The organism is Paraburkholderia sp. BR10936 (assembly GCF_040965735.1).
In the GTDB taxonomy this organism is placed as follows: Bacteria; Pseudomonadota; Gammaproteobacteria; order Burkholderiales; family Burkholderiaceae; genus Paraburkholderia; species Paraburkholderia nodosa_A.
Window position 1 is genome coordinate 408,264 of record NZ_JBFRCM010000005.1, and the last position, 13,093, is coordinate 421,356.

12 protein-coding genes are annotated in these 13,093 nt (G+C 65.1%); 6 read left to right on the forward strand and 6 right to left on the reverse strand.

Annotated features, from left to right (window positions below; genetic code table 11):
• The first annotated feature begins 22 nt into the window (after nt 1-22).
• From AB4Y36_RS14135 to AB4Y36_RS14160, 6 genes are all read left to right on the forward strand, one after another.
• The gene (locus tag AB4Y36_RS14135) at nt 23-1,036 is read left to right on the forward strand and encodes an ABC transporter permease (RefSeq protein WP_342947028.1); all 1,014 of its coding nucleotides are present in this window, start codon (nt 23-25) and stop codon (nt 1,034-1,036) included.
• Nucleotides 1,037-1,051: 15 nt separating this feature from the next.
• Complete coding sequence (locus AB4Y36_RS14140; RefSeq protein ID WP_368619269.1) at nt 1,052-1,921, forward strand: ABC transporter permease; 870 nt, start codon at nt 1,052-1,054, stop codon at nt 1,919-1,921.
• Nucleotides 1,918-3,702 (forward strand): dipeptide ABC transporter ATP-binding protein, encoded by a 1,785-nt coding sequence (locus tag AB4Y36_RS14145; RefSeq protein WP_368683300.1) that lies wholly within the window; start codon nt 1,918-1,920, stop codon nt 3,700-3,702. The genes AB4Y36_RS14140 and AB4Y36_RS14145 overlap by 4 nt, the downstream gene beginning before the upstream one ends.
• A 29-nt stretch (nt 3,703-3,731) precedes the next feature.
• Nucleotides 3,732-5,066, forward strand: a complete 1,335-nt coding sequence (locus AB4Y36_RS14150) for an LLM class flavin-dependent oxidoreductase (RefSeq protein WP_368683301.1) — start codon at nt 3,732-3,734, stop codon at nt 5,064-5,066.
• Nucleotides 5,067-5,127: 61 nt separating this feature from the next.
• On the forward strand, nt 5,128-5,901 hold the full coding sequence (locus AB4Y36_RS14155; protein WP_342947024.1) for an SDR family NAD(P)-dependent oxidoreductase: 774 nt from the start codon (nt 5,128-5,130) through the stop codon (nt 5,899-5,901).
• Nucleotides 5,902-5,913: 12 nt separating this feature from the next.
• Nucleotides 5,914-6,783: a CmcJ/NvfI family oxidoreductase gene (locus AB4Y36_RS14160; protein ID WP_368683302.1), complete on the forward strand. Its 870-nt coding sequence runs from the start codon at nt 5,914-5,916 to the stop codon at nt 6,781-6,783.
• Nucleotides 6,784-6,859: 76 nt separating this feature from the next.
• On the opposite strand, the gene AB4Y36_RS14165 is transcribed toward AB4Y36_RS14160, so the two are convergent.
• From AB4Y36_RS14165 to AB4Y36_RS14190, 6 genes are all read right to left on the reverse strand, one after another.
• Nucleotides 6,860-8,512 carry an ABC transporter substrate-binding protein gene (locus AB4Y36_RS14165; RefSeq protein ID WP_368619265.1) on the reverse strand — a complete coding sequence of 551 codons (1,653 nt, stop codon included), beginning with the start codon at nt 8,510-8,512 and terminating at the stop codon, nt 6,860-6,862.
• A gap of 24 nt (nt 8,513-8,536) precedes the next feature.
• Nucleotides 8,537-8,881: a DUF3088 domain-containing protein gene (locus tag AB4Y36_RS14170; protein WP_342924195.1), complete on the reverse strand. Its 345-nt coding sequence runs from the start codon at nt 8,879-8,881 to the stop codon at nt 8,537-8,539.
• A 102-nt stretch (nt 8,882-8,983) separates the two neighbouring features.
• On the reverse strand, nt 8,984-10,306 hold the full coding sequence (locus AB4Y36_RS14175) for an LLM class flavin-dependent oxidoreductase (protein WP_368683303.1): 1,323 nt from the start codon (nt 10,304-10,306) through the stop codon (nt 8,984-8,986).
• An 82-nt stretch (nt 10,307-10,388) separates the two neighbouring features.
• A complete protein-coding gene (locus AB4Y36_RS14180; protein ID WP_133190555.1) occupies nt 10,389-10,940 on the reverse strand; it encodes a GNAT family N-acetyltransferase in 552 nt (183 codons plus the stop codon).
• Nucleotides 10,941-11,099: 159 nt separating this feature from the next.
• Nucleotides 11,100-12,098, reverse strand: a complete 999-nt coding sequence (locus AB4Y36_RS14185; protein WP_368683304.1) for a succinylglutamate desuccinylase/aspartoacylase family protein — start codon at nt 12,096-12,098, stop codon at nt 11,100-11,102.
• A 51-nt stretch (nt 12,099-12,149) separates the two neighbouring features.
• Nucleotides 12,150-12,404 carry a hypothetical protein gene (locus AB4Y36_RS14190; RefSeq protein ID WP_069261832.1) on the reverse strand — a complete coding sequence of 85 codons (255 nt, stop codon included), beginning with the start codon at nt 12,402-12,404 and terminating at the stop codon, nt 12,150-12,152.
• Nucleotides 12,405-13,093 lie beyond the last annotated feature (689 nt).

Genomic DNA, 13,093 nt, shown 5'->3' on the forward strand with positions numbered 1-13,093 from the left:
GCCAGCAGGAGAACTTTCGACCATGACCCACCCGACTCCCTTACCGCTGCCCGACGAGAGCGTACCCCGCCCGACGGCGCCGCTTACGCGCGTGCGCCGCACGTGGTTGCGCTCGCCGGTCGCGACGCGGCTCGTGACCGGCGTGCTGGTGTTGTGGGCCGCGATCACGCTGTCGTTCGTCGCCGTGCATCTCGCGCCCGGCGATGTCGTCAGCATCCTGATCGGCGAGCAACTGAACACGCCCGAGATTGAAGCCGCGATCCGCAAGGAATGGGGCCTCGACGAGCCCGTATCCCTGCAATACCTGCACTACCTGTGGCGTGTGTTGCACGGCGACTTCGGCCGCTCGTACGTCCTGAACACGGACGTCGCCCCGCTCGTGATCGGCCAGCTCTGGCCCACGCTCAAGCTCACCAGCGCCGCGCTGGTCGTCGCGGTCGTGTTCGCCGTGGGGCTCGCGGTGCTGACTGCGGGGCGCCGCTTCGGCGCCCGCGCCGCCTCAGGCGTGGAGCTGCTGCTCGCTTCGACGCCCTCATTCTGGCTCGGCATCATGCTGCTTTTCGTGTTCAGTTTCACGCTCAAGCTCTTCCCCGTGGCCGGCGACCGCGGCTTCTCCTCGCTCGTGCTGCCGGCGCTCTCGCTGGGGCTCGCGCAAGGCGCGGTGATTGGCCGCATATTGCGCAAGGGCATCGAGCGCGCGCTCGACGAGCCGTACGCGCTGACCGTGCGCGCGTGGGGCATTGGCGGCTTCGCGCTGCGCCTGCGCCATGCGCTGCGGCACGCCGCGTTGCCGGCAGTCACGCTCGCCGGCTGGCTCGTGGGCGGCTTGTTGAGCGGCGCGGTCATCACCGAGCAGGTGTTCGGGCGCCCAGGGCTCGGCAAGGTGACCGTCGATGCCGTGCTCGCGAAGGACATGCCCGTGATCCTCGCGATCGCGATCCTCTCCGCAGCGATCTACGTCGTCCTGAGCACCGCCGTCGACCTGCTCTATCTCTTGATCGATCCGCGCCTGCGCGACCCGCGCGCGCGGCGCTGAACCGGAGGCTTCACGATGTCAGTTCCTCTCGACCTGCCATTGCGGGCGCGCGCGGGTTGGCGTGCCGCCAGCTGGATATGGCGTCATCCCGGCCTTGCGCTTGCGGCGCTCTGGCTCCTTCTCAACGTCATCGCCGTCGCCGCGCCCGAATGGCTGACCCGCTATGATCCGCTCGTGGCGGACCCAGTCTCCGCGCAGCTCAGCGCCAGCGCCGAGCATTGGCTAGGCACCGACCAGCTGGGCCGCGACATCTTTGCGCGCGTCGTCTACGGCGCACGCTACTCGCTCTCGATCAGCGCGGCGGCGATCGCCATCGCGACGCTCGCAGGCACCGTGCTTGGGCTGATCGCCGGCCTCGCGCGCGGCTGGCTCGACGAGCTGATCACGCGCTTTCTCGACGTGGTGTCCGCCTTTCCGGACCTCCTGCTCGCGCTCATGCTGATCTCGTTCACGGGCCCCGGCGCCGTCAATCTCGTCTTCGCGCTTGGCGTCGCCTCGATTCCGCGCTTTGCGCGCGTTGTGCGCGCGCAGACCTTCGTCGTCGCCGAATCGGGGTATGTGGAGCAGGCGCGCACGTTCGGTCTCGCGCCGGCCGTGCTGGTCTGGCGGCACGTGTTGCCGCACGCCATTGCCCAGGTGCCCGTACTTGCCACGATCGGCCTCGGCACCGCGATCATCGGCACATCGGGCCTGAGCTTTCTCGGCATGGGGCCGCAGCCGCCCACGGCCGAGTGGGGACTGATGCTCGCCGAGGGCCGCAACTATCTGTACAACGCATGGTGGATCGCGGTCTGGCCCGGCGTGGCGATCACGGCCGCCGTCATTGCTGTGAACGCGCTCGGCGGCTACTGGCAGGCGCGTTTCGAACGCCGGGAGGTCGCATGACAGCCGCTGCCACTGCCAATCTCGCCGCCCGCGTGCGCGTTGGGTCTGCCACGGAAGGCAGCCTCTCAGCGCCGGTCCCGCTACCCGCCGTGATTCATCCGTTCACCGCGCCGCCGGGCGAACCGCTCGTGCGTATCAAAAACCTTAGCATCGCGTTTCATGAGCGGCACGCCGCGCGCGCCGCCGTCGAATCACTGAGCCTGAGCGTGCATGCGGGCGAGTGCGTCGCGCTCGTCGGCGAATCGGGCTCCGGCAAATCCGTCACCGCACGCAGCCTCGTCGGACTGAACGGCCCGAAGGCGCAAACACAGGCCGAGCGCTTCGAGATCGCGGGCGAGGACGCAAGCCGCTACCGCGAGCGCGACTGGCGCGGCATACGCGGCCGCCGCATCGGCTACGTGCTCCAGGACGCACTGGTCTCGCTCGATCCGCTATGGCGCGTGCGCAACCTCGTAGCCGAATCGCTGCATAGTGTGCGCTCGCGCGACATCCACCACCGCAGCGTCGAGATCCTGCGGGCGGTGGGCATCGACGAACCCGAGCGCCGGCTGCCGCAATACCCGCATCAACTGTCGGGCGGCTTGCGGCAGCGCGTACTGATCGGCACGGCCATCGCGGGCGGCGCTTCGCTGCTGATCGCCGACGAGCCCACCACAGCGCTCGACATGACCGTCCAGCGTCAAATCCTATCGCTGCTGCGCGCCCGCCGCGACGCCGGCGACGCGCTGCTCCTCATCAGCCACGACCTCGCCGTGGTCGCGGAACTGGCAGACCGCGTGCTCGTCATGCGTGCGGGCCGCATCGTCGAAGAAGGGCCGACGCGCGACGTGCTGGGGCGCCCAGCGCATCCTTATACGCGGCAGCTGCTCGCCGCGATTCCCGTGCCCGCGTCGCGAGGCTACCGGCTCTCGGGCGATGCGGGAGCTAGCGCCGCCACGGGCGACACGCGGGTTGCGCTGCCCGCGAAGCAGATCGTCGATGACGTCCGTGTGCTATCGGTCGAAGCGGTCACGAAGCGCTACGGCGGCGACGATACCGCGCCCCCCGCTGTCGACGACGTGTCGTTTTCGCTCGCCAAAGGCGAAACGCTCGGCATCGTCGGCGAATCCGGCTCGGGCAAGTCGACGGTCGCGCGCATCGTGCTGGGCCTGACCACTCCCGACAGCGGCCGCGTGACGCTCGACGGCCAGCTCTGGAGCGGCGTGCCCGAATCCGCTCGGCGACATCGGCGGGCCGGCCTGCAGCTCATTGCGCAGGACCCCTATAGCTCCTTCGACCCGCGTTATACGGTCGGCCAGCTCATCGGCGAGAGTCTCGACGCGGTCGGCATTCGCGGCGACGCGCGGCGACGCCGTGTGCTGCAACTGCTCGACGAGGTGCGGCTCGGGGCGGGCTGCTACGACCGCTACCCGCGCGAACTCTCCGGCGGCCAGCGCCAACGCGTGGCGATTGCGCGCGCATTCGCGCCGAACCCGGCACTGCTCGTTGCCGACGAACCGGTGAGCGCGCTCGACGTATCGATCCAGGCGCAGGTGCTCGACCTGCTCGCCGACATGCAGTCTGAGCACGGCACGGCCATGCTGTTCATTTCGCACGACCTCGGCGTGGTTCATCACGTTGCCGACCGCGTGCTCGTGATGCAGCGCGGCCGCCTGGTCGAGAGCGGACCTGTCGGGCAGGTATTCACTGCGCCAACGCATGCCTATACCGCCTCGCTGCTCGATGCGCTGCCAAAGCTGCCCAAGTCGGCTCAGCAGGGCCAGCCGGCCACTTCCGCGTGACGTCCCACACGCCCTCTATCTTGCACACCATGAGCCAATCGACCACAAATCCGCAACGTCAGATTCACCTCGGCGCGATCATCCAGGGCGCTTCGGGCAACATGTCCGCATGGCGGCATCCCGATGCGATCGCCGATGCCAGCATCAACGTGAACTTCGTTCGCGAGCTGGCGCGCGAGGCCGAGAACGCGAAATTCGATCTGCTGTTCGTCGCCGACGGGCTGCACATCAATGCGAAGTCGATCCCCCACTTCCTGAACCGCTTCGAGCCGCTCACGCTACTTTCGGCGCTCGCGTTCGCGACCACGCGCATCGGCCTCGTTGGCACGCTCTCGACTTCGTACAGCGATCCGTTCACCGTCGCGCGGCAGTTTTCGAGCCTCGATCACCTGAGCGACGGCCGCGCGGGCTGGAATGTGGTGACCTCGCCGCTGGAAGGCTCCGCGAAGAATTTCTCGCGTGACAAACACCCAGAACATGCACTGCGCTACCGGATCGCCTCCGAGTTTCTGGATGTGACGAAGGGGTTGTGGGATTCGTGGGAGGACGACGCCTTCGTTCGCGACAAGGCGAGCGGCGTGTTCTTCGATCCGGACAAACTGCATGCGCTCGATCACGCGGGCGAGTTCTTTTCGGTGGCCGGGCCGCTCAATATCGGCCGCTCGCGCCAGGGCCGCCCGATCCTGTTCCAGGCGGGCGCTTCCGACGACGGAAAGGCGGTTGCGGCGAGCCATGCAGACGCGATCTACACGCGCCAGGAAACGATCGGGCTTGCACAGGCCTTCTATGGCGACGTCCAGAAGCGGCTCGCCGCCCACGGCCGCGCAGCCGGCAGCCTGAAGATCTTCCAGGGCATCAGCGTGATCGTGGCGGATTCGGCCGTGCAGGCCGAGGACCAGTATCGCGAAACCGCACGGCTCGTGACGATCGAGAATGCGCTCGACTACCTTGGCCGCTACTTCGATCACCACGATTTCTCGCAGTACCCGCTCGACGCTCCATTTCCCGACATCGGCGAACTGGGCAGCAACCAGTTCCGCAGCACGACCGACGCGATCAAGCGCAACGCGGCCGAGCGCCGGTTGACGCTGCGCGAGGTCGCGTTGGAAGCCGCAACGCCCAGGCCCAGCTTTCTCGGTACGCCCGAACAGGTCGCCGATGGCTTGCAGGCCTGGGTCGAAGCGCGCGCGACCGATGGCTTCATCGTGCGCGGCGGTACACCGCTCGCGTTCACCGAATTCGCGCGTAAGGTGGTGCCGATCCTGCAGGAGCGTGGTGCCTACCGGCGCGACTATGCAGGCACGACGCTGCGCGAGCATCTTGGGCTCGACTATCCCGTGAACCGCTATGCGCTGACCGCATGAATAACCATATGAAGTTTCATTCTTTTCCAAAAGCGCGCGTGGTGACTAGCGTGAAAGAATCATGAGCGACGTTTCCTCTTCTCTTCCTGCTTCGGTCGCATGGATTGCCGGGGTGGGCGCGAGCGCCGGCCTGGGCGCGGCGCTCGGGCGCCACTTCGCCCGAGCAGGTTACACGGTCGTGCTGACCGGACGCACGGCGCCGCGTGTGGAAGCGCTCGCCGCGGAAATACGCGCGCAAGGCGGCCGCGCCCACGCAGCACCCGGCGACGTGGCAAACGAGCAGGATCTCGCGCGCATCGCGCAACTTCTGACGAGTCACGGAATTCTGCGCAGCGCGATTTTCAACGCGGGCAACGCCGTACGCGCGCCAACGCTCGAACTCGAAGTCGCGCAGTTCGAGTCCGCATGGCGCACAAATGTGCTAGGTGGCTTCGTGTTTGCCCGCGCCGCCTTACCCCTTCTGCTGGACGCCCCGGACGCCGCGACGAACCCCTCGGGCGCCGGCAGCCTCATCTTTACCGGCGCGACCGCCTCGCTGCGCGGACGGCCGCCGTTCGCCGCGTTCGCAGCGGCGAAAGCGGGCCTGCGCTCGCTGGCCCAAAGTCTCGCGCGCGAATTCGGACCGCGAGGCGTGCACGTGGCGCACGTCGTGATCGACGGCGGTATCGACGGCGAACGGCTGCGAAGCGCCGCGCCCCAGCGCGCTCAAGACGCAGGGCCGGACGGTCTGCTGCAACCCGAAGCCATCGCCGAAAGCTATTGGCAGTTGCACCGCCAGGCCCGCAGCGCCTGGACACAAGAGCTGGATCTGCGCCCGTGGCGCGAACCGTTTTGATCAGGATCACTTATGAGCACAGTGCTATCGGCCCACTCGCCTCTTTCGCGAACGTCCGCCGTCGAGGCGGAGCTCAACTATCTCGCGCCAGGCAACGCCCGCCCGGTCAACTACGCGTTCGAGCCGCCGGAGGGAACGCCATGGAGTTCGGGCACGCTCGACCCGCGCCGCGTGACGATACGCAACGCGCGTCCGCTTGCGGAGGCCGGCGAAATGTCGCTCGACCGCAATGGCTTTCAGCTCGTTTCGCATCGGAGCGCAGTGAGCGACTACAGCGACGAAAGCCTGATTCGCCTCGTGTATCGCCCCGAGGCCGAGGCGTTGCTGCGCGACATGACGGGAGCCGAAAAGGTCGTCATCTTCGACCACACGCTGCGTGACAGCGCGAGCGGCTCACGCGGCAACGCCACACTTCGCGAGCCTGTGCGGCGCGTGCATAACGATCAGACTTTCGTGTCCGGACCGCGCCGGGTGCGCGATCATCTCGATGCCGAAGAAGCGCAACGGCGGCTCGGGCATCGCTTTGCGATCGTCAACCTGTGGCGCCCGCTCAGCGTGGTGGAACAACTGCCGCTCGCGCTGTGCGACGCGCGCTCGATCGCGGCCGGCGATCTTGTGCCGACCGACCTTCTCTACCGCGACAAAACCGGCGAGACCTATTCGTTTCTCGCGAACCCGCAGCATCGCTGGTACTTCTTTCCCCGTCTGCGCCCCGACGAAGTACTCCTGCTGAAAATCTACGATGCTCTGGAGGACGGCACGGCGCGGCTCACCGCTCACACCGCATTCGAGGACCCCACCAGTCGTGCGGACGCGGCGGCGCGGCGCAGTATCGAATTGCGCGCGCTTCTGTTCTGGCCCGCCGGCTCAGACACGCATTGACGAATGGCGCTGCGAGTCGCGCCATTCGTCTGCGGCCACCGAAGACACGCGGCCGGCTCGCCACCCTCGCTAGTGCCTATTGCAACGACACGCCGTCGAAACGGTGGCTGCCCAACGGCGAGAACACGAGCCCGTCAACGCGCTTCGAAGCTGGCAGCGAGACGATCGAGTGCGCGATCGGCGTAAATGGCACCTGCTCCTTGAAGACCACCTGGGCGCGCTCATAAAGCGCCGCACGCTCGCTCACATTCGCATCCGCACGCGCCTTCTCGATGAGCGAGTTGAACGACGGGTCGCACCACTTCGAGACGTTGCTGCCATGCACCGCATCGCAGCCGAGCAGCGCGCCTAGCCAATTGTCCGGGTCGCCGTTGTCACCCGACCAGCCGTAGAGCAACGCGTCGTGTTCGCCGTCCTGCTTGGCGCGGCGGTTGTACTCGCCCCACTCATAGCTCACGATCCGCGCATGAACGCCGATCTTCTCCCAGTCCTGCTGGATGAGCTGCGCCATCAGTTGTGCGTTCGGGTTATAGGGGCGCTGCACCGGCATGGCCCAAAGGGTAATCTCGAAGCCATTCGCCAGCCCTGCCTGCGCAAGCAGTGCGCGTGCCTTCGCAGGATCATACGGCGCGTCCTTGAGCGTATTGTTGTAGGACCATTGGGCAGGCGGCATCGGGTTCGTCGCAATCTTCGCATTGCCTGCGAACACGGCCTGAATAATGGCGGGCTTGTCGATCGCCATGTCGAGCGCCCTGCGCACTTCCACGCGATCCAGTGGCGGATGCTGCGTGTTGTACGCCACAAAGCCCACGTTGAAGCCGACGCCGGAAACGACCTTGAGCGTCGGATTGCGCTTGACGACCTCCAGATCAGCCGGACGCGGAAACACCGATACCTGGCACTCGCCGCTCGTGAGCTTCTGGATGCGGGTCGCCGGATCGGGCGTGATGGCGAACACGAGGTGTGCGAGCTTGACGTCCTGCGTTCGCCAATAGTCGGGATTGGCGTCGTAGCGGATCAGTGCGTCCTTCTGGTACGAACGGAACGCGAACGGACCGGTCCCCACGGGCAACTGGTTGATATCGGCCTCGCGGTGCTGCCCACTCAGCTGGGTGGCGTACTCGGCTGAGAGGATCGACGCGAAGCTCATGGCAAGGTTGCGCACGAAGATCACGTCGGGCGTCTTGAGGTCGAAGCGCACTGTGTAATCATCGACTTTTTCGATGCGCGCGATATTCTTGTCGAACCCGAGATCGCTGAAATAGGGAAAACTCGTCGGATACGCCTTGCGAAACGGCAGCTGCGGATCGAGCATGCGCGTGAAGGTGAAAATCACATCATCCGCGTTGAAGTCCCGCGTGGGATGAAACCACGAGGTCGTCTGAAATTTCACACCGTGGCGCAAATGAAACGTGTAGGTGCGTTGATCCGCTGAACTCTCCCAGCTTATTGCGAGCGCGGGCTCGAGATCGAGTGTGCCGTTGCGGAACTGCACCAGCTCGTTGTAGACCGTATTCGTGCTCGCATCGAAATCGGTGCTGGTGGTGTGCTGCCCCGGGTCGAATCCCGCCGGGCTGCCTTCACTGCAGAAAACCAGTGTCCCTTTGGGCGTGGCTTGCGCCGCATGAGGCAAAAGGAGCAGCGCCGCGGCGTTGCAAAGCGATATGGCGAGAGCCAGCGCGTGGCGCCGCGTGCGCGAGGGGATGGCGGCAAAAAGACGAAGTGGCATGATGTTGTGTTGTTCGAACGCCGCTCAATGCACCTTGGGAAAGCCGTGCCGTTCGGCAAGCAGCGCGAGAATCCGGTTCGTGTCGGTCACGAAGTGACGGCCGTTCACCGTTTGCACGTCTTCGGGAACCGCATGCTCATCGCCGAGCACGAGCACGGGCAGCCCCTGATGTGCCTCGTCGAGCACCTCGATCACCACCGCACGCGGGCGCGCGAACGGCAGCCGCTTTACGTCGATGCGCGCGACGCGCTCGGGGTCGCTCGCAAGCAATCCTTCTATTGGCGCGCCGTGCGGACAGATGAAACGCTCGCCGGGATGGGCAGGGTCGGTAAAGCCAGGTTGCAGCAACAGCAGCAAGTCTCGACTCATGGTGTACTTACGCTCCGCTTTTGAAAGGGAAAATGTCCAAGGGTTGTCGTGTTCGTCCGCGCGCGGCTGCCATCCATGAATCGAGCCAGCCGCGCCGTTGAGTCAGCGCGTCGAGGCGAGCGCGTAACGGCCAATCCGTCGCGGCAAGCCAAGGTGGTCTCGCAGCGTCTCCCCGCTCAGGCGCCGGCTGTATCGGCCACGTGCTTCGAGCACCGGAATCACGTGTCTGACAAAGTCGTCGAGGCCCTCCGCCTGCACCGGAAAACCGAGGATGAAGCCATCGGCGGCGCCGGCGTCCAGCCATCGGATCAGTTCGTCGGCAACCTGCTCGCCTGTGCCGAGGAAATGCGTCTTTGGCGTGGCGACGGCCAGCGCGACTTCGCGCAGCGTCGAGCCGTTGCGGCGCGCGTCGGCCTTGATGCGGTCCGTGGTCGAGCGAAAGCTGTTCTTGCCGAGGTCGCCAAGCTCCGGAAACGACGCATCGAGCGGATATTGCGTGAAGTCGTGATGATCGAAGTAGCGGCCAAGGTAGGCGAGCGCCTCGTCGACGCTCAGCAAGTCGCGGATCAGGCGGTACTTCTCTTCGGCTTCGTCGTGCGTCGTGGCGACGATTGGGCCGATACCGGGAAAGATCTTCACATCGCTCGGGGCGCGCCCGTGGGCCACGGCGCTGCGGCGCACGCGCCCGGCGAACTCGCGTGTCTCTTCGAGCGAGGGCGAATGTGTGAACACGGCGTCGGCGTATTTGCCGGCGAGATCGATGCCGGCGTCCGACGAGCCGGCCTGAAAAATCACGGGCTGGCCCTGCGGCGAGCGCTGAATGTTGAGCGGCCCGGCCACTTCGAAGAAGCGGCCCTTGTGGTCGAGCGTGTGAAGTTTCTCGCGATCGAAAAAGCGCCCGGTTTCGCGCTCGCGCACGAATGCGTCGTCGTCCCAACTATCCCAGAGCCCCTGCACGACGTCTAGGTATTCGTCGGCAATCTCGTAGCGCAGCGCGTGATTGGGGTGCTCGCCGCCATAGTTCTTCGCCGAGCCCTCCAGCGGGGACGTCACCACATTCCAGCCCGCGCGGCCGCCGCTGATGAGGTCGAGCGAGGCGAGTTGCCGCGCCACCGTGAACGGATGGCTGTATGAAGTCGAGATCGTGCCTGCGAGCCCGATCTTCGATGTCGCAGTCGCCAGCGCCGAAAGCATGGAGATCGGCTCGAAGCGGTTCAGAAAATGGGGGATCGACTTTTCGTTGATGTAGAGGCCATCTGCCACGAAGGCGAACGCCAGGCCGTTGGCCTCGGCCTTCTGGGCAATTCCGGTAATGAAGTCGAGGTTGACACTGGCATCCACCGGATTACTTGGGTGCTTCCATGCGTTCATGTGGCCGCCGGGGCCATGCAGCATGATGCCGAAAGTGAGATTACGCTGGGTCATATTCGTGTCCGGTCATCAGAGTGGCATGAAGCAGTCAGCGCACGCGGCGTCGAACGAAGCGTGGCCGCCGCCCGCCGCGCAATCAACGATGCTCGCCTAGCGGTTCACGCGGGCGCAGGTCGTCGAGCGCATCCGTGGAAAACGGCTTCCGCAGGTCCTTGGCGAAGGGCAGACGCACGTGGACTTCTGGCGCAATCGAGCGATCGAACAAGGGGACGTAGCCTGAATCAATGTATAAGCCCCAGGCTTCCGGCTGCTTGAAGCCGGTGGTGAGATAAACACGGCGATACCCCTGGCTCAACGCGCGCGCCTCGAGTTCTTCGACGATGCGGCGTGCAAGACCCTGGCGGCGCTGGTCGGCGCGTGTCCAGACACGCTTGAACTCCGCTGTCTGAGCGTCGTAGCGCTTGAAGGCCCCGCCGCCAACGGTCTCGCCGTCGCGCACGAGCACGATGAAGGCACCCTCGGGCGGCGCGAACAGCGCGGCCGGATAACGCGCCAGCTCCTGCGCGGCCGAAGCCTCGCTGTCGGCGCGGTGATCGCGGTAGCGTGTTGCATATTCCCATTGCAGGCCGTCGATCAGCGGCTTTGCAACGGCTTCGAGCGGCGAGGTATCGATAATGCGGTAGGTCATCGTTGCGGCGTTCCCGTGGGACGGCAGATCCGGCTGCCAGATTACCCCCACCGCATGCGCCATATAACCAAGCAATTCGAATATCGTTATCCAGATGAATCGCGTCTGTGAGGCATTTTCGTTCGTCCAGCACAGACCCGTGCGTCTCGCTTCTCCGCTTCACGGCTCGTCGGGCTCGGCCAGATGAAAGAGGCAATCGCCGCGCTGCACCGAGGCAACCGCCCGTTGACACACCACCTCGCCCGAGGCCGCAAACGCCACCGTCAGCGGCTCGCGCAGAGGCGTTTCGGGAAAGTGAATACGCGCCGCAGGCTGCCCCGCGTGCACGTGTTCGCCGAGGTCCACGAGCGGCTCGTACACGCCGCGTTCATACGCGTAGACATAGTGCTGCGCAGCCACGCGATAAAACCGCGTTTGGCCTGGCGGTTGCGGCGGCACGAGCGGCCCGGCCAGCACGCCAATCGCGCCAAGCAGGTGCAGCAGCCCTTGCCGCGCTTCGTGCAGGAGGCCCCGCTGAACGACGCCGGCACCACCAAGCTCGGTGACGATCGACACGGCACCCTGGCGGCGTGCAGCCGTCGCCGAATGGAGCGGATTGGGCGCGTGAAGAAAGGCGCGCGGCAAGCCAAATGCGCCAAGGAGTGCCCCCAACTGCCGGCCTTCTTCTTCGTCGCGCGGCTCGATCGCGAGCATATTCGCACCGTGATAGCGCAACGAACTACCGCCTGAATGCAGATCCACGAGATATTGCGCACGCGCGAGCAAGGTGTTCTCGATGTAGTCGGCGATCATCTCGGTCGGCGTACCTAGTGGATTGCCCGGGAACGTGCGGTTCAGGTTGCCGCCGTCTAGCGGCGACGTGCGTGTTCCAGCCTCGGCTGCTGGAAAGTTGGCCATCGGCAGGAAAATGAGTTGTCCATGTACCCATTGTGGGTCGATTTCGCGCAGCAATTGCGAAACGAGCACCTGTCCCTCGTACTCGTCCCCGTGATTGCCGGCCATGAGCAGCACGAAGGGCCCTTCGCCGTTGCGCACGGAACCGATTGGTATCGGAATCCAGCCGTACGCCGAGCGATGAACAGAATGCGGCAGTCGCAGATAGCCAACATGAAGGCCTTGCGCCTCGAGATCGATTTCGCTGCGAATCGGATTGACCATGCGTAATGCTCCGTGGCGCGTGGGCGAATGGACGTTATGGCGGCGACTACTTCACTCCGCGGAGGGCGGCAGATCCCGTCTCCCGTCAGGAAGCACCCTTACACACGGTCGCGCTGGGGTCGCGCTTTCGTGAAAGATGTCGTCGAGATATTGCAGCAATTCATCCGCAGCGATGAAGGCTGGGATCTGGATGTCGGCTCGGCGACGTTTGCCTTCCTCGCCAATATCAAAGACCGTCCACACCTCAGCTTTGCGTGCGACGGCAATAGCCCGGCCAAAGACATCGAAGCGATATTCCTCGGGCATGATGAAATCCACCTCCAAAAGCAACTGCGTTCGCCGGACTCCCGCGGCCAGCTAACGGCACTTATCTGGCGATCAAGCAGCACACGGCGCAGGCGAGTCCCGCGGGGTCCTCGCGGCGGCGAGCGCGCGCGTGCAGGACACATCAGACTCATCGAGCCTGCCAGCATAGGAAACACAACCGCGATACGGAACCAAGAATCGCTCAGAAGGTAAGAAGTGGAATAAATTTTCTAGCGTTGCTCATTGGACGTTATCCGCGCGGTCGTCAAGCTGGTTCGCGAGCTCGTTCAGACATGACCGACAGCTCGCAGCCCCGGACGCAGCGCACATGGACATCCCGGGTTGCGACCTGTCGTAGTCCTCGCATGAATCGCATAGGGGTTGTTGGGAAACGTCTTCTGTGTTTTCCCTAATAGCGAATTCCCCGGATTGAAGGACGGTTGCGTCGAGCGCGACGCACCGGTTCGATGCACGGTCGGTAGCCCACATCGGCTCACCTCCCTTGGGATTCAGATAGGCCGTGAAGGCGTTGCGCTAGATTGCCTTGTCATCCGCCAAAGTTCGAACACTCGCTCATGCGGGAAATCCGCACGCTCCTCGAAAGGGTAGGTGCGCGGTGTAACGGCGCGCGCTACAGTTAGTTTTGAGTGGCCGAGCGCCCCTCGGTCTCCAAACTTGCTGCCCGCCCC

What these genes read in the sequence shown, in the direction of transcription:
- AB4Y36_RS14180 (WP_133190555.1), bottom strand. Translation starts at nt 10,940, where the DNA reads ATGACCTACCGCATTATCGATACCTCGCCGCTCGAAGCCGTTGCAAAG.
- AB4Y36_RS14165 (WP_368619265.1), bottom strand. Translation starts at nt 8,512, where the DNA reads ATGCCACTTCGTCTTTTTGCCGCCATCCCCTCGCGCACGCGGCGCCAC.
- AB4Y36_RS14135 (WP_342947028.1), top strand. Translation starts at nt 23, where the DNA reads ATGACCCACCCGACTCCCTTACCGCTGCCCGACGAGAGCGTACCCCGC.
- AB4Y36_RS14170 (WP_342924195.1), bottom strand. Translation starts at nt 8,881, where the DNA reads ATGAGTCGAGACTTGCTGCTGTTGCTGCAACCTGGCTTTACCGACCCT.
- AB4Y36_RS14140 (WP_368619269.1), top strand. Translation starts at nt 1,052, where the DNA reads ATGTCAGTTCCTCTCGACCTGCCATTGCGGGCGCGCGCGGGTTGGCGT.
- AB4Y36_RS14145 (WP_368683300.1), top strand. Translation starts at nt 1,918, where the DNA reads ATGACAGCCGCTGCCACTGCCAATCTCGCCGCCCGCGTGCGCGTTGGG.
- AB4Y36_RS14160 (WP_368683302.1), top strand. Translation starts at nt 5,914, where the DNA reads ATGAGCACAGTGCTATCGGCCCACTCGCCTCTTTCGCGAACGTCCGCC.
- AB4Y36_RS14155 (WP_342947024.1), top strand. Translation starts at nt 5,128, where the DNA reads ATGAGCGACGTTTCCTCTTCTCTTCCTGCTTCGGTCGCATGGATTGCC.
- AB4Y36_RS14150 (WP_368683301.1), top strand. Translation starts at nt 3,732, where the DNA reads ATGAGCCAATCGACCACAAATCCGCAACGTCAGATTCACCTCGGCGCG.
- AB4Y36_RS14190 (WP_069261832.1), bottom strand. Translation starts at nt 12,404, where the DNA reads ATGCCCGAGGAATATCGCTTCGATGTCTTTGGCCGGGCTATTGCCGTC.
- AB4Y36_RS14175 (WP_368683303.1), bottom strand. Translation starts at nt 10,306, where the DNA reads ATGACCCAGCGTAATCTCACTTTCGGCATCATGCTGCATGGCCCCGGC.
- AB4Y36_RS14185 (WP_368683304.1), bottom strand. Translation starts at nt 12,098, where the DNA reads ATGGTCAATCCGATTCGCAGCGAAATCGATCTCGAGGCGCAAGGCCTT.